At 71.3% G+C, this 16,224-nt stretch carries 20 protein-coding genes, 1 tRNA gene and 1 riboswitch; of the genes, 10 read left to right on the forward strand and 11 right to left on the reverse strand.

Annotated elements, in window-relative coordinates; genetic code table 11:
• Window positions 1-122: 122 nt before the first annotated feature.
• A riboswitch (cyclic di-AMP (ydaO/yuaA leader) is annotated at window positions 123-259 on the forward strand.
• 13 nt (window positions 260-272) lie between these two features.
• Complete coding sequence (locus ACFYPH_RS10870) at window positions 273-1,313, forward strand: NlpC/P60 family protein (protein ID WP_355134006.1); 1,041 nt, start codon at window positions 273-275, stop codon at window positions 1,311-1,313.
• 63 nt (window positions 1,314-1,376) lie between these two features.
• On the opposite strand, the gene dcd is transcribed toward ACFYPH_RS10870, so the two are convergent.
• A complete protein-coding gene (gene dcd / locus ACFYPH_RS10875) occupies window positions 1,377-1,955 on the reverse strand; it encodes a dCTP deaminase (protein WP_266247661.1) in 579 nt (192 codons plus the stop codon).
• A 99-nt stretch (window positions 1,956-2,054) separates the two neighbouring features.
• Between dcd and ACFYPH_RS10880 the strand changes: the two genes are divergently transcribed.
• Window positions 2,055-2,612 (forward strand): pyridoxamine 5'-phosphate oxidase family protein, encoded by a 558-nt coding sequence (locus ACFYPH_RS10880; RefSeq protein WP_387180915.1) that lies wholly within the window; start codon window positions 2,055-2,057, stop codon window positions 2,610-2,612.
• 78 nt (window positions 2,613-2,690) lie between these two features.
• On the opposite strand, the gene ACFYPH_RS10885 is transcribed toward ACFYPH_RS10880, so the two are convergent.
• Entirely contained in the window at window positions 2,691-3,674 is a 984-nt protein-coding gene (locus ACFYPH_RS10885; RefSeq protein ID WP_354854971.1) for a zinc metalloprotease, read from the reverse strand.
• A gap of 202 nt (window positions 3,675-3,876) precedes the next feature.
• On the opposite strand from ACFYPH_RS10885, the gene ACFYPH_RS10890 reads away from it, so the two are divergent.
• Window positions 3,877-3,950 (forward strand) — tRNA-Gly (locus ACFYPH_RS10890).
• A gap of 116 nt (window positions 3,951-4,066) precedes the next feature.
• The gene (locus ACFYPH_RS10895) at window positions 4,067-4,435 is read left to right on the forward strand and encodes a VOC family protein (protein ID WP_354854973.1); all 369 of its coding nucleotides are present in this window, start codon (window positions 4,067-4,069) and stop codon (window positions 4,433-4,435) included.
• A 173-nt stretch (window positions 4,436-4,608) separates the two neighbouring features.
• On the opposite strand, the gene ACFYPH_RS10900 is transcribed toward ACFYPH_RS10895, so the two are convergent.
• The 4 genes from ACFYPH_RS10900 to ACFYPH_RS10915 all read right to left on the reverse strand — a co-directional run bounded on the left by ACFYPH_RS10900 (window position 4,609) and on the right by ACFYPH_RS10915 (window position 6,856).
• A complete protein-coding gene (locus ACFYPH_RS10900) occupies window positions 4,609-5,253 on the reverse strand; it encodes a dihydrofolate reductase family protein (protein ID WP_387180918.1) in 645 nt (214 codons plus the stop codon).
• Window positions 5,254-5,287: 34 nt separating this feature from the next.
• Window positions 5,288-5,992: a dihydrofolate reductase family protein gene (locus ACFYPH_RS10905; RefSeq protein ID WP_387180920.1), complete on the reverse strand. Its 705-nt coding sequence runs from the start codon at window positions 5,990-5,992 to the stop codon at window positions 5,288-5,290.
• 117 nt (window positions 5,993-6,109) lie between these two features.
• On the reverse strand, window positions 6,110-6,304 hold the full coding sequence (locus ACFYPH_RS10910; RefSeq protein WP_355063254.1) for a hypothetical protein: 195 nt from the start codon (window positions 6,302-6,304) through the stop codon (window positions 6,110-6,112).
• Between the two features lie 57 nt (window positions 6,305-6,361).
• Entirely contained in the window at window positions 6,362-6,856 is a 495-nt protein-coding gene (locus tag ACFYPH_RS10915) for a GNAT family N-acetyltransferase (RefSeq protein ID WP_387180923.1), read from the reverse strand.
• A gap of 48 nt (window positions 6,857-6,904) precedes the next feature.
• Here ACFYPH_RS10915 and ACFYPH_RS10920 point away from each other — a divergent pair, with 48 nt between their 5' ends.
• Complete coding sequence (locus ACFYPH_RS10920) at window positions 6,905-7,783, forward strand: LLM class flavin-dependent oxidoreductase (protein ID WP_363939844.1); 879 nt, start codon at window positions 6,905-6,907, stop codon at window positions 7,781-7,783.
• 7 nt (window positions 7,784-7,790) lie between these two features.
• Here the strand turns inward: ACFYPH_RS10920 and ACFYPH_RS10925 are convergent, their stop codons facing one another.
• From ACFYPH_RS10925 to ACFYPH_RS10935, 3 genes are read right to left on the reverse strand one after another with little or no spacing between them, the layout of a single operon-like run.
• Entirely contained in the window at window positions 7,791-8,222 is a 432-nt protein-coding gene (locus ACFYPH_RS10925; protein WP_354854983.1) for an ASCH domain-containing protein, read from the reverse strand.
• 57 nt (window positions 8,223-8,279) lie between these two features.
• The gene (locus tag ACFYPH_RS10930) at window positions 8,280-9,341 is read right to left on the reverse strand and encodes a hypothetical protein (protein ID WP_387180926.1); all 1,062 of its coding nucleotides are present in this window, start codon (window positions 9,339-9,341) and stop codon (window positions 8,280-8,282) included.
• A gap of 33 nt (window positions 9,342-9,374) precedes the next feature.
• Window positions 9,375-9,926: a phosphoribosyltransferase family protein gene (locus ACFYPH_RS10935; RefSeq protein WP_363939841.1), complete on the reverse strand. Its 552-nt coding sequence runs from the start codon at window positions 9,924-9,926 to the stop codon at window positions 9,375-9,377.
• Between the two features lie 187 nt (window positions 9,927-10,113).
• Here ACFYPH_RS10935 and ACFYPH_RS10940 point away from each other — a divergent pair, with 187 nt between their 5' ends.
• The 4 genes from ACFYPH_RS10940 to ACFYPH_RS10955 all read left to right on the forward strand — a co-directional run bounded on the left by ACFYPH_RS10940 (window position 10,114) and on the right by ACFYPH_RS10955 (window position 14,439).
• A complete protein-coding gene (locus tag ACFYPH_RS10940; protein WP_355063244.1) occupies window positions 10,114-10,746 on the forward strand; it encodes a septal ring lytic transglycosylase RlpA family protein in 633 nt (210 codons plus the stop codon).
• Between the two features lie 101 nt (window positions 10,747-10,847).
• Complete coding sequence (locus ACFYPH_RS10945) at window positions 10,848-11,975, forward strand: PP2C family protein-serine/threonine phosphatase (RefSeq protein ID WP_354854989.1); 1,128 nt, start codon at window positions 10,848-10,850, stop codon at window positions 11,973-11,975.
• Between the two features lie 128 nt (window positions 11,976-12,103).
• On the forward strand, window positions 12,104-13,960 hold the full coding sequence (locus ACFYPH_RS10950; RefSeq protein ID WP_354854990.1) for an acyl-CoA dehydrogenase: 1,857 nt from the start codon (window positions 12,104-12,106) through the stop codon (window positions 13,958-13,960).
• Window positions 13,961-14,169: 209 nt separating this feature from the next.
• Window positions 14,170-14,439, forward strand: coding sequence for a DUF6458 family protein (locus tag ACFYPH_RS10955; RefSeq protein WP_007454197.1), 270 nt, complete (start codon window positions 14,170-14,172; stop codon window positions 14,437-14,439).
• A gap of 55 nt (window positions 14,440-14,494) precedes the next feature.
• On the opposite strand, the gene ACFYPH_RS10960 is transcribed toward ACFYPH_RS10955, so the two are convergent.
• Window positions 14,495-15,034: a SixA phosphatase family protein gene (locus tag ACFYPH_RS10960; protein ID WP_387180931.1), complete on the reverse strand. Its 540-nt coding sequence runs from the start codon at window positions 15,032-15,034 to the stop codon at window positions 14,495-14,497.
• A 112-nt stretch (window positions 15,035-15,146) separates the two neighbouring features.
• On the opposite strand from ACFYPH_RS10960, the gene ACFYPH_RS10965 reads away from it, so the two are divergent.
• A complete protein-coding gene (locus ACFYPH_RS10965; protein ID WP_354854992.1) occupies window positions 15,147-15,434 on the forward strand; it encodes a DUF6458 family protein in 288 nt (95 codons plus the stop codon).
• A 69-nt stretch (window positions 15,435-15,503) separates the two neighbouring features.
• On the opposite strand, the gene ACFYPH_RS10970 is transcribed toward ACFYPH_RS10965, so the two are convergent.
• Entirely contained in the window at window positions 15,504-16,181 is a 678-nt protein-coding gene (locus ACFYPH_RS10970; RefSeq protein ID WP_355063239.1) for a hemolysin III family protein, read from the reverse strand.
• Window positions 16,182-16,224 lie beyond the last annotated feature (43 nt).

Consider the following 16,224-nt stretch of genomic DNA (forward strand, 5'->3'; position numbering starts at 1 on the left):
TCGGTGACCCCCTCCAATCGGTACGGAGTGTCACGGCCGCACGGGTTGCGGATCGGTAACGGCCGTCTCTACTCTGGTCATTTGTCGGCCCGGTAGCAGGTCTGCCCATCCCGGGCGGTAACGGACCGACACCGCCGAGTCGCTTGCGAGCGAGCCGGGGACCCAGGTTCCCCCGGGGTGAATCCGCAGCCAATGCGGTAGGGCGCCAACTTCCCGCCCGAACCCGTCAGCTAACCCGGTAGGCGGTCAGGAAGAAGGAGTACGGAACCCCGGTGGCCCTCCATGCCCCGCGGCCGTCGTCCGAACGGTCGGCCTCGGCCGACCCGACGTCGACAGTGCCGCGTCCACGCTGGTCCCGCTTCACCACCGCCCTCGCCGCAGTGGTCGGCGTAGCCGTCGTCCTGACGGGCAGCGCCACGGCGGCGCACGCGGATCCGTCCGTCGCCGAGATCGAGCGCCAGATCGACGCCGACTGGAACAAGCTCGAACCGGTCATCGAACGGCACAACGCCACCCGCGCGGACCTGGCCGTGAAGCGCAGGCAGGCCGACGCGCTCGCCGCCCGCATCGCGCCCCTGGAGCGCCAGGTCGACGCCGCGATGAACAAGGTCAGCGCGCTGGCCGTGCGCGCGTACATGGGCGAGAACCTGTCGACCGTGAACACGATGCTCGGCAGCCGGTCGCCCGGCGAGGTGGTCGGGCAGCTCGAGATGCTCGACCGGTTCGCCCACAACCAGCAGGAGGACGTCCGGCAGGTCGCCGATCTCCGCGACGAGCTGGCCCGGCAGAAGGCGCCGCTGGACGAGATGGTGGCCCAGCTGACCCGGACCGAAGCGCAGCTGGCGGCGAAGAAGAAGCAGATCAACGACGAGATCGACCGGCTGCAGAAGCTGCGCCTCAAGGTGTACGGCAGCGGTGGCGGCGGTCCGCTGCGTCCGGCGCCGTGCCCGGCCAGCTACCCCGGCGGCGGCGCGGGCACGGCGGTCAAGTTCGCCTGTGCCCAGATCGGCAAGCCGTACGTGTGGGGTGCCGAGGGTCCGAACTCGTACGACTGTTCCGGGCTGATGCTCGCCGCGTGGGCGAAGGCCGGTGTGTCGCTGCCGCACAACGCCGCCGCGCAGAGCCGGGTGACCAAGAATGTCAGCAGGGGCGATCTGCGCCCCGGCGACCTGGTCTTCTACTACAGCGACATCCACCACGTCGGCATGTACGTCGGCAACGGCTGGGTGGTGCACGCCTCCCAGGCCGGTCAGCCGATCAAGATGAAGAAGGTCGACGACGGGCCGATCCACAGCTACGGCCGTCCCGGCTGACCAACGCGGGACGCAGCAGGGCCCGTCGCGATCTCGTCGCGGCGGGCCCTCGTCGTCCGCTATCTATCGCGTCGGCCAGGCACGCCAGTTCTGCCAGGAGCGGCTCGGCGTCGGCCCCCGCTGACCCTGGTAGCGCGAGCCGTAGACCACCGAGCCGTACGGGTGCTCGGCCGGCGAGGAGAGCCGGAAGATGCAGAGCTGGCCGATCTTCATGCCCGGCCAGAGGGTGATCGGGAGGTTCGCCACGTTGGACAGCTCCAGCGTCACGTGACCGGAGAAGCCCGGGTCGATGAACCCGGCGGTGGAGTGGGTGAGCAGGCCGAGGCGGCCCAGTGAGCTCTTTCCCTCCAGCCGGCCGGCGAGCTGGTCGCCGAGCGAGATCACCTCCAGCGTCGAGGCGAGCACGAACTCCCCCGGGTGCAGCACGAACGGCTCGCCGTCGGGCACCTCGACCACCGATGTCAGGTCGTCCTGCTGCATGGCCGGGTCGATGTGGGTGTAGAGATGGTTGTTGAACACCCGGAACAGCCGGTCGAGTCGTACGTCGATGCTGGACGGTTGGACCAGGGTGGGCTCGAACGGTTCCAGGCCCAGCGTGCCGGCCTTGATCTCGGAGACCAGGTCACGGTCGGAGAGCAGCATCGGACCACCATAGCCGCGTTGGCCGGACCGGCCGGATTCGGTGCCGGTGACCAGCGCGTCGAGGTCGCTGCTCGTACATTTGTTCGATAGAATGTCGGCATGGCTTCCTGGTCCGAATTCGCCGCCGACGAGCCCCGCCTCGCCGACGGGATCCGCGTTCTCCTGCAGCAGTACGGGCCGGGCTTCGGCTACCTGGCCACGGTCCGCGCCGACGGCGGGCCCCGGGTCCATCCGGTCTCCCCGGTCATCACCGACGAGGGTCTCTTCTGCTTCATCATCGACTCGCCGAAGCGCCGTGACCTCGAACGGGACGGCCGCTACGCGCTGCACTCGTTCCCTCCGGAGGAGAGCGACGACGAGGCGTACGTGGCGGGCCACGCCTGGCCGGTCACCGACCCGGTCCAGGTGGCCCGACTGGCGCAGAGCGCCCGGGCCGAGCCGCAGGTCGACTGGCGGCTGTTCGAGTTCACCGTCGACGTGGCGATGTTGACCCGTCGCGAGCAGCACGCCGCAGGCGTTCCGGGTGTCACCCCGAGCCGCCCGGCCGTGCGGGTCTGGCTGGACCCGCAAGCCCCGCCCGCAACGGCCGCGCCTCTCGCCGTACCGCAGACGCGCCCGACCCGCCGCAGCCGTGACGTCCAGTGCACGGCCGCCTGACCACGGCCCTGCTGTCCAAAAAAACGCCGGTGCCGGCTCCGTCGTGACGGAGCCGGCACCAGGTGTACGCGAGGAGAGCTACGCCGCGCGGTACGCGTTCCACGCGGTCAGCATGCGGCTCGCCTGCCCCGGGGTGAACTGGTACATGCACGAGTCGTAGGTGTAGTCCATGAAGTTGGTGATCGGGTCCAGGCCGGTCGCCGAGCAGGTGTTCCGCCCGGTCGGGCACTCGTACGCCGGCGACGCCTCGGCCGGGGTGTCGCTGACGCTGTCACCGGAGCCGCCGCAGCCACCCTGGAAGGTGTGGTAGAGGTTCAGCCAGTGACCGATCTCGTGGGTGCCGGTGTCGCCCTGGTTGTAGTTGGTGGCGGTGCCGCCCGGCAGGGACTCGTTCAGCACGACCACGCCGTCCATGGTGCTGAGGTTCTGCTGCGGGAAGGTCGCCCAGCCGAGCAGGCCGCCGCTCAGCTCGCCGAGGTAGATGTTGAGCGTGTTCTTGCCGCCCACCCGCAGCGACGACTTCATCGACCGCTCCGCCGACGAGCCGTTGACGATCGGGTACCAGGACGGGTTCGTCACCCGGTTGATCTTGTCGAGCCGGAAGGCGAAGGCGGTGGCAGCGCCGCCGGTTCCGCCCGCGTAGGCCTGGTTGAGCACGCTGATCTGCGAAGTGATCATCGAGTCCGGGATGTTGCCGCCGGCCCGGGTGCTGTTCTCCTGGATCACGTGCACCACCACCGGGATGGTGACGGTGGCCAGCGTCGTGGCGCCGGCGCCGGCCCGGAAGTTGGCGCGCTCGCGCAACGCCGCCGCGAGGTCGGCGTCGCGTTCGCGGACCTGCTTCGCGGTCAGCTCGTTCGGGTCGTGCGTGGCCGCCGCGCCGGGTTTCACCCGAGCGTTGGCGTGGCTGTCGGCCGGCTCCGCGCAGGCGCCGCCCGGCGCCGCGGAGAAGGCCGAAGCAGCCGGAACGACGCCCACCGCAGCGGTGCTGAGCAGCAGCGCGAGGGTCGTCGACGCGACACCGGCGGCACGCCGGGTCAGCAGGTTGGGACGGAGTCCCATGGGCCCACCTCTTTCTGGCGGCGTGACAGGGGGTGTGTCACGCCGTGGCTGAAACGTGTGGCAGACGTTACAACCCATCGACACATTTGAGAACGCCCATATCTTGCCGTCACGAAACTTTTTCCGAGGTGACGGCGTCCCGCCGGCGCGTGGGGGTGGCTGGGTGCACCGGTTCGACGACTCGGGTACAGTGGTGCCGCCCGCGGGTGTAGTTCAATGGCAGAACATCAGCTTCCCAAGCTGACAGTGCGGGTTCGATTCCCGTCACCCGCTCCACGACCGAGGCGCTGACCAGGACGAGAGTCCCGGTCAGCGCCTTCGATGTTGCCGCGCGCGCACGTCCCTGGGCTGCCTCGCTCCTACCCGTTAGGGTCCGGTCAGGAGGTGGTCGCGTGTTCACCGAGGCTTTTCCCATCGTGACGACGCCCGACCTGCCGCGGTTGATCGCGTTCTACCGGGACGTCGTCGGCTTCGAGCTGACCTACCGGTTCCCGGAGGACGGTGAGCCGGAGTTCGTAGCCCTGCGGCTGGGCAGCAGCGAGCTGGGCCTGGCCGCCGACCCGCATGCAGGCGACCCCACCCTCTCGCGCCGCTGGGAGTTGTGCGTGTACGCCGACGACTGCGACGCGGCCGTGCACGTTCTGCGCGCGGGTGGCGCGACGGTCACCGAGGAGCCGGTCGACCAGCCCTGGGGTGAGCGGTCCGCCAGGGTCACCGACCCGGACGGCAACCGGCTGCTGGTCCTCTCCCGCCTGGCTTAGGGCATGTGTCAAGGGCCCTTTGCCGGACCGCCGCCCGGACTCCGCCTCGGCCCGACCGAAGACTTCGGACTGGCCGCTGCCATCGCAGGTCGCAGATCTTGGACAGTTTCCGTTAGCTGCTAACGGAAACTGTCCAAGATCTGTGCGCCGACGGCTCCCGCCTGTAGTGGCGGTCACCGTCTCCAGAACAGGAGATGGGTGACTCCGCTGGGGCTGGGCACCGACTCCAGGTGGAAGCGGTCGAGAAGTTCGTCGGGGCTCCCCCACAGCCGCTCGCCCCGGTCGAGGTCGACGGGCGCGACGGCGATGTGCATCGTGTCGACCAGGTCGGCCTCGAGGAACTCGCGGATGACGGCCACCCCGCCACCGAGGCGTACGTCCCGACCGTCCGCTGCCTCCTTGGCCTGGGCCAGGGCCTCGGCGGGGCTGGCGTCGAGGAAGTGGAACGTGGTGTCGGACAGGGTGAACGACGGCCGTACGTGATGGGTGAGCACGAAGACCGGCGTGTGGAACGGCGGGTTGTCCCCCCACCAGCCCTGCCAATCGTGGTTCTCCCAGGGGCCACGCTGGGGGCCGAACTTGTTGCGGCCCATGATCTCCGCGCCGATGTTGCACTCGGCGTCGCGGGTCAGGTAGTCGTCCAGGCCGCGCGTGCCGCCCGGCTCCGTGCGGTACACGAAGCTGGCGGTGGCGGAACGCCAGGAGAACAGCGGGGTGGGGTCGGCGTGGCCGAAGGGCCGTTCCAGGCTCTGCCCCTCGCCGGTGCCGAACCCGTCCTGCGAAACGTTGAAGCACTGCACCCGCAACAGTTGTGGCATGAAAAGCTCCTCGTGAGGTTGATGAATGTGCGGGTCAGTTCGTGGTCGCCGTCGGGCCGCCGCCGCGGCCCCGGTCGTCGAGCACGAGCGGGGCGCGACCGCTCACCTCGTACCGGATGTGGGTGACCTGCGGGGTGGGGATGACCCGGGTTGGCGTCAGCTCGATGGCCTCCTTGTCGCCGAGGTCGAGGTCCGCGTCGAACAGCCGCAGGCCGGTGCCGAGCACGACCGGTACGACGTGCAGTTCCAACTCGTCGAGCAGGCCGGCCTTGAGCACCTGCCGGACCAGGCTGCCGCCTCCGGCCACGGCGACGTTCCGGCCACCGGCCACTGCGCGCGCCTGCTCGACGGCGCTGGCCACGCCGTCGGTGACGTAGGTGAAGCTGGTGCCGCCACCGCGCAGCAGGGTCTCGCGGGGTCGGTGCGTGACGACGAAGACCGGCGCGCGGAACGGCGGCTCCTCGCCCCAGGGCACCTCACCGCCGTCGGCCATCCGCCGGCCCATGACGTACGCGCCGGCCGCGTCGAACGTCTCGGCCATCACGTCGGAGTTGGCGTCCTGCTCGCCGCCGGCGAAGCCCTGCCGCTCGCGCCACGCCATCGCGTCGGTCGCCCAGCGGGTGATCCGAAAGAAGCCGGCGCTCTCGGCCGAGTCGATCCAGTCGCCGTCGCCGTCGAACAGCGGGCCGGCGTAGAAGCCGTCCACCGACACCGACAGCTGTGCGGTCACCTTCGTCATGTCGCTTCTTCCCTCTCCTCGGGCGGCGCCCACCGGGTGCCTGCTCGCAACGAGGTCGGAGCCGATCGGGACGCCCCTACCACGACCAACTGTGACGTGGGACACACAGGGGGAGGGTTATGGCCTGCGGTCGATGATCGCCGCCTCGATCCGCAGACCGATGCCGGTCAGGATGAGAAAGGCGGCCAGGATCTGCGGTTGGAGCCCGCCGGTGCTGGACGGCAGGGTGAGCAGCGCCGTCATGAAGCCGGCAACCAGCGACAGGGTGCCGAAGGCTCGTACCGTGTCGGCCCGCCGTGACCGTAGGTCCACGGCCGAACCGTAGCGAAAGCCCGGCGTCCGTGGCGCCCCGCCACGGGCGGGTGGGGCTTAGCCCTCGAGTTGCCTGTTGAGCAAGGTGCCCGAGGGTGCGTAGCCGTGGCGGCGGTAGAAGCGCACCGCGCCGTCGTTGCGGTGGTGGATGCCCGCCGACAGGCTCGTGATTCCGTTCTCGGTCGCCCACCGGGCCGCCGCGTCGAGCAACGCCGAGCCGATCCCGAGTCCCCGGGCGGTGCTCGACACCACCGTGTGGATCTGCGCCGACGGTTGCGGGCGCAGGATCTGGTGTGCGGGCGGTTCGGCCACGCGCAGCACCTCGACCATTCCGACGACCTGCCCGTCGTGTTCCGCGACGAGAATGGCGTCCCCGCCGGCCCGGTCGCCCAGCACCGTGGTGAAGTGACGGACGACCGCCTCGCGCTCCGGCAGCCGGTAGACGTCGGGGTCCAGCGCGAGGTGCGCCTCGGCGTTGGCCCGGCGTAGCTCCACCAGCGCCGGCACATCTGACCGGGTCGCCGGTCGCACCATCGTCCCGGGCCTCCGCATCATCGGGATGCTAAAGCAGGTGTATCGGACGCGGCTAGGCTGGCGATCATGCGGATTGGCATCGTGATCCTCCCGGACCAGCGTTGGGCCCAGGCGCAGCGTCGCTGGCGGCAGGCCGACGAGTGGGGCTTCGACCACGCCTGGACGTACGACCACCTGGGCTGGCGGGACCTGGTCGACGGCCCGTGGTTCGACTCGATGGCCACGCTGACCGCCGCCGCCACGGTGACGTCCCGGATCCGGCTGGGGACGCTCGTGGCGTCGCCGAACTTCCGGCACCCGGCCGCCTTCGTCCGGCAGATCACCACGGTGGACGACGTCTCGGACGGCCGGCTGCTGCTCGGCCTGGGCGCGGGCGGCATCGGCTTCGACTCGGCGGTGCTGGGCGGTGAGACGCTTCCGCCGCGCCAGCGGGTCGACCGGTTCGCCGAGTTCACCGAACTGCTGGACCTGGTCCTTCGGGAGGACGGCACCACCTGGCGTGGTGACTGGTTCGCCGCGGTGGACGCCCGCAACAACCCCGGCTGTGTCCAGCAGCCGCGGGTGCCGTTCGTCGTCGCCGCGAACGGCCCGCGATCGATGCGGCTGGTGGCCCGGTTCGGTCAGGGTTGGGTGACCACCGGCACCGACGCCGATGACGTGGAGGGCTGGTGGGGCACCGTGTCGGCCCTGTCGGCGCGGATGGACCGGACGCTGGACGAGGCCGGCCGCGACCCGGCGACGCTGGACCGCTACCTGTCGATGGACGCCGCGCCGGTGTTCTCGCTCAGCAGCGCGCAGTTCTTCGCCGACCAGGTCGGTCGGGCCGCCGAACTCGGTTTCACCGACGTGGTGACGCACTGGCCGCGAGCGAGCAGTTGGTACGCCGGCGACGAGGCCGTCCTGGCCGACGTGGCGACGCGACTGCTGCCCGAGCTGCGCGGATAGCGCCGGCTCAGGTGCCCAGGTCTCCGGTGGCCACGCCGCCCTCGCCGCCGGAGACCAGTCGCAGGCGCAGGCAGACGATCGGGGTGTCGTCGTCGACGGGGGTGCCGAGCCGCGCCCAGTAGGCCGAGTGCCCGGCCCGCCACTCCTCGATCGAGCGGTCACCCTCGCCCTCGGCGCGGGCGAACTCCCAGGGCACGTCGCCGAAGCGCACCACCTCGACGCCGGTGATCTCCACGACGCCGGCCAGCGCGTCGTCGTCGTCGACCAGCGCGAGCCGTTCGCCGACCTGCTCCAACTCCTCGCCCTCTTCCGCGTACTCGGCGAGCCGGCCGGCCGTCGCGGTCTTCACGCCGGCCAGCACCAGGGTGTTCAGGCTCGCCCGCAGCTCGCCGGGGGTGCCGAGGGTGAGCGTGCGCAGGTCACCGATCCGAGGCCACATCCTGCCGAGGCTAGGCCAGCGCGGCCGGCACCGCCGCCGCAATTCGTCCGGCGCTGCTCAGATCAGCTGCCCGGCGTAGCCCGCGGCGTCGAGCAGCCGCTGGTCACCGCTGGCCGCGTGGGCGTCGAGGACCGCGTCGGCGAGCTTGACCACGTGCGCGTCGCCGTGTCGGGCCGCGCGAGCAAAGACCTCCGCCGGGGTCGCGACGGTCACCGACGGCGGGGCGATCCCGTCGGTCGGGGCGTACACCGAGGTCACGGCCGCCGTCGCGGCCCAGGCCGCGGCGAGGCTCGGCGCCCACAGCGCCCGGTCGAGAGCCGGCAGGGTACGCAGCACGGCGGTCGGCGCGGTGACCGCGTGCACCAGCATGACCGGCTCCGCGTGCCCGAAGCGCAGGTAGTCGAGGCCGGCACGGTGCACGAGCGTGACGAGCCCGCGCTCCGCCTCGGTCGGCGTCCGCGCGGGGCGCAGCGCCGCGAGCGCAGGCTCCCATCGGGGTACGCCCACCAGCCGACCCAGTCGATCCCGGATGCCCCCGCTCTGGTCGTCGATCCGGGGCACCCCGGCCAGCGCGGCGGCCACGTCCGGCCCGGCGGCGTCCGGGTGGGCCTCGGGTGGGTTCGACGTGACCGAGGCGAGCAGCCGCTCGGCGCCGGGCACCGGCTGCCAGCGTGCCGCCCAGTAGCCGAGGGCCTGACCCAGCTCGGTGAGCCGCTGCGGGTTCGCTTCGTGCAGGTGCAGGGCGCGTACGGCGTGCCCGACCCGGATCACCCCGTGCGTGGCGCCGGCGGCGATGCCGGGCAGCAGTCGGGGCCACCAGGTGCCGAGCACGTCCCGCCACGGCTGCTCGCGCAGGTGCCGGTCGAAGTACGCCAGCCAGTCACCGGCCCGCTTCGCGTCGCCCAGCGCCGCCCGCCAGTCGTCGATCGGGCGCAGCCCGCGGGGCAGCTCGTCGAGCCGGCTGAGGTAGTCGTCCAGCCAGCGGTGCACCCGTTGCTCGTGCCCGTGCCGGGCCAGCGCCTCGACGGCCATCGGGCCGTGGTTGGAGAGCCAGCCCTCGTATTCGGGTCCGGTGCGGTGCAGCCGGTCGTACGCCTCGTCGAGAATTCCGTCGCTCATGCGTCGATCGTCGAAGGTGAAGTGGGCTTCAGGTCAACCCGGCAGATCCGTGCCGGCGATCAGGCCGGTGATCCGCAGTGCGGTGGCAGTCTCGGGCGGGCAGTCGACGGCCACCACTGCGGTGCCGAGCACCTGCGCGCCGCGCTTGGCGCAGATGTCGTAGAGGGCGTGCAGCTGCGCGCCCGTGCGGACCCAGTCGTCCACGACCAGAACGCGGTCGTCGGGGCCGAGGTGCCGGTCCCGGACGGCCAGGTCGACCTGCCGGCCCCGGTAGTCCGGCGGGCTCTGCGCCCAGGTGAGCGGGCCGGCCGGCAACCTCCCGTCGCCGGGCTTGTGGGCGGCGACGAAGCCGACCCCGAGGGCGGTGGCGGCCAGTGGCCCGAGCAGCAGGCCGGTGACCGCCGGGGCGAGCACCACCGTCGGCCGGGCGGCCCGGTACGGCGCCACCAGGGCCGGTCCCAGTTCGGCCAGCACGGTGGGGTCGCGCCACCAACCGGAGATGTCGCTGACCAGGTGGCTGGCGTCCGGGCCGGGGTCGATCCACCGGAACAGGGCGGCCAGGCGTTCGGTCAGCTCAGCGGGCATCCGTCCATCGTGCGGCACGGGCGCTCGGCGCGTCCGCACCCGGGCCGGTCGACCCACCCCGGCTCGGATGATCGGCTACACGTACTATGCCAAATACGGGCAGATCACCATGATCACGTTGACTTCGGAAGTGCTTCTCTCGTTACGGTCCGAGCCGGTTTGTTCAGTCGACGAAAGGACCGGGCCGGTGGCAGGCAGGCACTCCCGTACCCGCATCTTCTCCTCCCCGGCGGGCATCGCGGCCACCGCTGCGGTCGGCGTCGCTCTCGCCGTCGGGGGCACCGTCGGCGCCGTCCAGCTGACCTCGGGCTCCGGGCAGTCGGGTCAGGCGACTCTCGACCTCACCCCGACCACCGCCCCCGCCAGCCTCGCCCCCAGTTCCCCGACCGCGTCACCGAGCGCCAGCGCCTCGCCGAGCGTGACGGCCAGCCCGTCCGCCAGCCGGTCGCCGCAGGCCGCCTCCCGGGCTAAGGCCCGCACCGAGTCGCCGAAGCCGCGCCCGACCGCGAAGAAGACCACAGCGGCGGCGAAGGTGCTGGAGAGCGGCTCGTGTGGCGCCTCCTTCTACTCCGACGGGCAGCTCACCGCCAACGGCGAGTCGTTCAACCCGAACGAGTTGACCGCGGCGCACAAGACGCTGCCGTTCAACACCAAGGTCCGGGTGACCAACCCGAGCAGCGGCAAGTCGGTCGTCGTGCGCATCAACGACCGTGGCCCGTTCATCGACGGTCGCTGCCTGGACCTGTCCCGCGCCGCGTTCGCGACCATCGCCTCGACCGACGTGGGCGCGCTGACCGTCCGCTACGAGGTGCTGGGCTGAGCGCAGCCGGGGCGGCCGATCCGGCCACAGGGCTGGGCCGGCCGGACAGAACATCCTCGGACGACGGGCCAGGTTCATTCACCGGTTCACGTGGATCAGGCATGCTGTCCCTCGTACCCACGCGACTCCTCCAGTCGGGCCGTAGCCCGCTGAGCCCCGGATCCCGCGCCGGCCTCGGCGCGGCCCTCGCCCTGCTCGCGATCGTCTCGGGGCTGGAGTTGGCCGACGGCCGTCGGGCGCACTACGTCGCGCTTCTGGTGGCCGCCCCGGTCCTGGCCGCCGCCCTGGCGGCCTGGCGGGTGGTGCTGGGTGTGGGTGCCGTGGCGACCCTGATCGGGGTGGGCTTCGCCCTGTTCGACCCGAGGATGATGCTGGTGACCTCGGTCAACGTGGTCGGCGTCGCGGTCGCGAGCGGGCTGGCCGTGGCGGTGGCCTCGATACGCCAGCGGCAGGCGGAGCAGATCGCCGAGCTGACCAAACTGGCCTCGGTGGCCCAGCAGGCGGTGCTGCGCCCGCTCGGGCCGCAGGTCGGCATGCTCTCGGTGGCCGGTCGCTACATCTCCTCCACCGCCACGGCCGAGATCGGCGGCGACCTGTACGAGGCGATCGACACCCCGTACGGCGTCCGCATGATCATCGGTGACGTGCGCGGCAAGGGCCTGGATGCGGTTCGGCTGGCCAGCATCGTCCTCGGCTCGTACCGGCACGTGGCCTACGAGCGGGCCGACCTGCGCGCCGTCGTCGCCGACCTGGACCGCGCGGTGGCCCGCAACGTCGGCGACGAGGACTTCGTGACCGCCGCGCTGGTCGAGGAGCGGGGTGGGACGCTCACGATCGTCAACTGCGGGCACCCGTCGCCGCTGCTGCTGCGCCGGGGCGCGGTGATCCCGCTGGAGCCGCCGGCGCCGGCGCCGCCCCTCGGGTTCATGCCGGTGGTGCGCCCCCGCGTGGAACGCCTGGAGCCCGGCGACCGCCTGCTCCTGTTCACCGACGGTCTCGGCGAGGCCCGGCGGGACGGCGAATTCTTCCCCACCGCCGACCGGGCGTGGCGGCTGCTCGGGCACGGCACGGTCGCCGACGGGCTCGCGTCGCTGGAGACGGCCCTCGTCGAGTGGGTGCACGGGCACCTGGACGACGACATCGCCCTGGTCCTGATGGAGTACGTCGGTGCCCGCACGGGCGCGACGTCGGCCGTGCCGAGCTGGGAGGTCGGCGCCGCCGAGAGCTGAGCGGGGCGTCCGGCGCGCAACTGTGTAATCGCCGTCACTTACGTGATCGGCTTGTCGCTGCCTACCCACGAGTAATACAGTCGGGGTTACTGATCGGTAACACCTGTCCGGAAGCGGGGCCAGCGAGCATGACCCACTACAAGAGCAACCTTCGGGACCTCGAGTTCAACCTGTTCGAGGTCTTCGGGGCGGACCGGGCGTTCGGCCAGGAGCCGTACTCGGACCTCGACACCGACACCGCCCGGAGCTTCCTCGCCGAGGTGGACCGCCTCGCCCGCGAGGACCTGGCCGCCAGCTACACGGACAGTGACCGCAACCCGCCTGTCTTCGACCCGGCCACGCACACCGCGCCGCTGCCGGAGTCGTTCAAGAAGTCCTACCAGGCGTTCATGGACTCCGAGTTCTGGCGGCTGGACCTGCCGCCCGCGCTGGGTGGCACCAACGCCCCGCGGGCCCTCTGGTGGGCCCTCGCCGAGCTGGTGCTCGGCTCGAACGCGCCGGTCTGGATGTACGCCTCCGGCCCGTCCTTCGCGCACGTGCTGCACGTCGAGGGCACCGAGCGGCAGAAGGCCTGGGCCAAGCTCTTCATCGACAAGCAGTGGGGCTCCACGATGGTGCTCACCGAGCCGGACGCCGGTTCGGACGTGGGCGCCGGCCGCACCCGCGCCATCCAGCAGCCGGACGGCACCTGGCACATCGAGGGCGTCAAGCGGTTCATCACCTCGGGTGAGCACGACCTGAGCGACAACATCGTCCACTACGTGCTGGCCCGCCCGGTGGGCGTGGAGGGCGTCGGCGGCCCCGGCACCAAGGGCCTGTCCCTCTTCGTGGTGCCCAAGTTCCACTTCGACGAGACCACCGGTGAGCTGGGCGAGCGCAACGGCGTCTACGCGACCAACGTCGAGCACAAGATGGGCCTGAAGGTCTCCAACACCTGCGAGGTGACCTTCGGCGAGCACGGCGTACCCGCCAAGGGCTGGCTGCTCGGCGACAAGCACGACGGCATCCGGCAGATGTTCATGATCATCGAGTACGCCCGGATGATGGTCGGCACCAAGGCGATCGCCACCCTCTCGACCGGCTACCTCAACGCCCTGGAGTACGCGAAGAACCGGGTGCAGGGCGCCGACCTGGTCCAGCAGGCGGACAAGACCGCCCCGCGGGTCACCATCACCCACCACCCGGACGTCCGCCGCTCGCTGCTGCTGCAGAAGTCGTACGCCGAGGGTCTGCGCGCCCTGGTTCTCTACACCGCCACCTGGCAGGACAAGGTCGCCATCGCCGAGGCGTCCGGCGACGAGAAGGCCATCAAGCTGGCCAAGCGGGTCAACGACCTGCTGCTGCCGCTGGTCAAGGGCGTCGGTTCGGAGCGGGCGTACGAGCTGCTCGGCCACGAGGCCCTGCAGACCTTCGGCGGCTCCGGCTTCCTGCAGGACTACCCCCTGGAGCAGTACGTCCGGGACGCCAAGATCGACACCCTGTACGAGGGCACCACGGCCATTCAGAGCCTGGACCTGATCTTCCGCAAGATCGTCCGGGACAACGGCAAGGCGCTGATGGCGGTCGCCGGCGAGATCCAGGAGTTCATCTCCTCCGAGGCGGGCAACGGCCAGCTCAAGGAGGAGCGGCAGGCGCTCGGCAAGGCGCTCGCCGAGATCCAGAACATCCTCGGCACGCTGACCGGCTGGCTGGGCGAGGCGCAGGGCGGCGACACCCGCGCGCTCTACAAGGTCGGCCTGAGCAGCCGGCGGTTCCTGCTGGCCATCGGCGACCTGGTCGTCGGCTGGCTGCTGCAGAAGCAGGCCGACGTCGCGCTCAAGGCACTGGCCGGCGAGGTCTCCGCCACCGACAAGGCGTTCTACACCGGCAAGGTGGCCGCCGCCCGGTTCTTCGCCCGCGAGGTGCTGCCGCGCATCGGCGCCGACCGGCGGATCATCGAGGGCGCCGACCTCGACATCATGGACCTCCCGGAGGAGGCCTTCTGACCGTGCCACGGCACGCCTGAGCGGTTCCGGGTCGCACCACCCGGCGCTGACGTCGACGGCCGGTGGGGCAACCGCCCCGCCGGCCGTCGCTGGCTTCGCGGCCGAGACATTGGCTGAGCCTGGTCGGATAAGCCGGTGCCGTGGCGGGTAACCCGCCGTGACCACGAAAGGGAACGCCCAGAGCCACCGCACGGGGGAGTGCAGCGCACATGGGTGTAGGAAGCGGCATCTTTCTCATCGCGCTCGGCGCGATCATGACCTTCGCGATCAGGGCCAACGTCTGGTGGATAGACCTGCGCGCGGTCGGCTGGGTGTTCATCCTGGCCGGGCTGGCCGTGCTGCTGACCACCCTCTGGTTCTGGCAGGACCGGCGCAAGCGGGCCCGGACCCTCATCGTGGAGGAGAACCGGCTGTCCCATCCGACGGCGATGATGCCACCGCCGCCGGACCCCCCGCCGCCGACCGCGCCGCCGTCCTGACCCACGCCCGCCTGAGCACGTACGCCTGAGCCACCCGTCGCGCCCGACGGGTGGCTCAGCCGCGTGCGGTGTGCCGCTGCGCGACCGGCGCCCCGCCTCGGCCCCACTCCGTCCAGGCGGACACGCCGCGGTGCACCGCCAGCTCGGCGGTCCGTAAACCCTCCTCGTCCACCGTCTCCGGGTCGAGAAACGCGGACAGCAGCGAGACGCCCGGGTTGTGGGCGATCAGCAGCACGACCCGAGCTGCCGAGTCGGCGGTACGGACCAGCGCCAACAGCTCCTCGGGGTGGGCGTCGTATGCGCCGGGCTCATAACGGACGGTCGGGCGGGGACCGGTCGGCCCACCCTCCGGCGGCGAACCGGCCATCCCCATCGCCACCCCGTGCCAGGTCTGGCGGGTGCGCCGGGCGGTCGAGCAGATCACCACGTCGGGCAGCAGATCACGGTGGGCCAGCCACGCGCCGGCCGCCGCCGCGTCGGCCTCCCCGCGGGCGCTGAGCGGGCGCTCGGCGTCGTCCGTACCCTCGCTGCCCTGCTCGGCCTTCGCGTGCCGGAGCAACACCAGTGTCCGCGTCTCGGCGTGGCTGTCCGTCATACCACCAGCTTGCCCGATTGGCGATCTTCCTGCCGGGGTAAGTCCAGGGATGCCGCACCCCTACCAACGGCCGCGGCGGACCGTACGCCAGGTTAGAGCCGAGGAGCGAGACATGGGCATTGGTGGCAGCATCTTCCTGATCGCGCTGGGCGCGATCTTCGCATTCGCGGTGGAGGCCGACCTGGGTTGGCTGAACCTGGCCGTGGTCGGCTGGGTGTTGATGCTCGCCGGTGTCGCCGGCCTGCTCGCCACCCTCTACTTCTGGAACAACCGCCGCCGCACCGTGGTCGCCGCCCCGGTCCGCGAGGAGCGCGTGGTGGCCGACCGGGTGGTGCCGGTCCAGGACGACCAGGTCATGCGGGAGTACCGCGAGGTGCGTCGGCCGGGTCGCCCCGTCTGATCCCTCGCTCGCACACTCCGGGGTCCCGCAGCGTGGCGGGGCCCCGGCTCGCGTGTGTGGGGGTCTGCCTCAGGCGAACAGTGCGAAGTAGATCGCGATGTGGTGGCACAGCGCCGCCAGCAGCGTGCACGCGTGGAAGAACTCGTGGTGGCCGAAGACGGTGGGCCACGGGTTGGGGCGGCGCAGCGCGTAGAACACCGCGCCGACGCTGTAGATGGCACCACCGACGATCAGCAGGACCAACGCCGTGACGCCGCCGCCGTGCAGGATGTCCGGCAGCATGGCGACCGCGACCCAGCCGAGCGCCAGGTAGAGCGGCGCGGAGACCCAGCGCGGCGCGTGCGGCCAGACCAGCTTCAGCGCCACACCACCCAGGGCCCCACCCCAGACCAGGGCCAGCATGATGGTGGCCTGCCGGGTCGAGAGCAGCATGACGCAGAGCGGGGTGTACGTGCCGGCGATGAACACGAAGATCATGCAGTGGTCCAGCCGGCGCATCACCTGGTAGCCGCGCTCCGACCACACCCGACGGTGGTACAGGGCGCTCGTGCCGAACAGCCCGCAGACCGTCAGGCTGTAGATGACACAGCTCACCAGGGGTGCCCAGCCCGGTCGGGTGGCGGCGATCGAGCAGAGCACGATCCCGCCGACCACGGCGACGAAGAAGGCGTACGTGTGCAGCCAGCCGCGCATCCGGGGCTTACCGATGTCGACCGGCTTCAGGCGAAGCGGGGCGGAGGTGGTCACGACATCAGGTTACGGCACCGTAGGTTACTTTCAAGTAGTCAGG

This window comes from Micromonospora sp. NPDC005252 (assembly GCF_042872475.1).
Taxonomy (GTDB): Bacteria; Actinomycetota; Actinomycetes; order Mycobacteriales; family Micromonosporaceae; genus Micromonospora.

Coding starts and splice junctions, on each gene's coding strand:
- ACFYPH_RS10920 (WP_363939844.1), top strand. CDS start 6,905: ATGCGGATTGGCATCGTGATCCTCCCGGACCAGCGTTGGGCCCAGGCG.
- dcd (WP_266247661.1), bottom strand. CDS start 1,955: ATGCTGCTCTCCGACCGTGACCTGGTCTCCGAGATCAAGGCCGGCACG.
- ACFYPH_RS10930 (WP_387180926.1), bottom strand. CDS start 9,341: ATGAGCGACGGAATTCTCGACGAGGCGTACGACCGGCTGCACCGCACC.
- ACFYPH_RS10955 (WP_007454197.1), top strand. CDS start 14,170: ATGGGTGTAGGAAGCGGCATCTTTCTCATCGCGCTCGGCGCGATCATG.
- ACFYPH_RS10945 (WP_354854989.1), top strand. CDS start 10,848: ATGCTGTCCCTCGTACCCACGCGACTCCTCCAGTCGGGCCGTAGCCCG.
- ACFYPH_RS10905 (WP_387180920.1), bottom strand. CDS start 5,992: ATGACGAAGGTGACCGCACAGCTGTCGGTGTCGGTGGACGGCTTCTAC.
- ACFYPH_RS10965 (WP_354854992.1), top strand. CDS start 15,147: ATGGGCATTGGTGGCAGCATCTTCCTGATCGCGCTGGGCGCGATCTTC.
- ACFYPH_RS10925 (WP_354854983.1), bottom strand. CDS start 8,222: ATGTGGCCTCGGATCGGTGACCTGCGCACGCTCACCCTCGGCACCCCC.
- ACFYPH_RS10880 (WP_387180915.1), top strand. CDS start 2,055: ATGGCTTCCTGGTCCGAATTCGCCGCCGACGAGCCCCGCCTCGCCGAC.
- ACFYPH_RS10885 (WP_354854971.1), bottom strand. CDS start 3,674: ATGGGACTCCGTCCCAACCTGCTGACCCGGCGTGCCGCCGGTGTCGCG.
- ACFYPH_RS10915 (WP_387180923.1), bottom strand. CDS start 6,856: ATGCGGAGGCCCGGGACGATGGTGCGACCGGCGACCCGGTCAGATGTG.
- ACFYPH_RS10935 (WP_363939841.1), bottom strand. CDS start 9,926: ATGCCCGCTGAGCTGACCGAACGCCTGGCCGCCCTGTTCCGGTGGATC.
- ACFYPH_RS10960 (WP_387180931.1), bottom strand. CDS start 15,034: ATGACGGACAGCCACGCCGAGACGCGGACACTGGTGTTGCTCCGGCAC.
- ACFYPH_RS10900 (WP_387180918.1), bottom strand. CDS start 5,253: ATGCCACAACTGTTGCGGGTGCAGTGCTTCAACGTTTCGCAGGACGGG.
- ACFYPH_RS10950 (WP_354854990.1), top strand. CDS start 12,104: ATGACCCACTACAAGAGCAACCTTCGGGACCTCGAGTTCAACCTGTTC.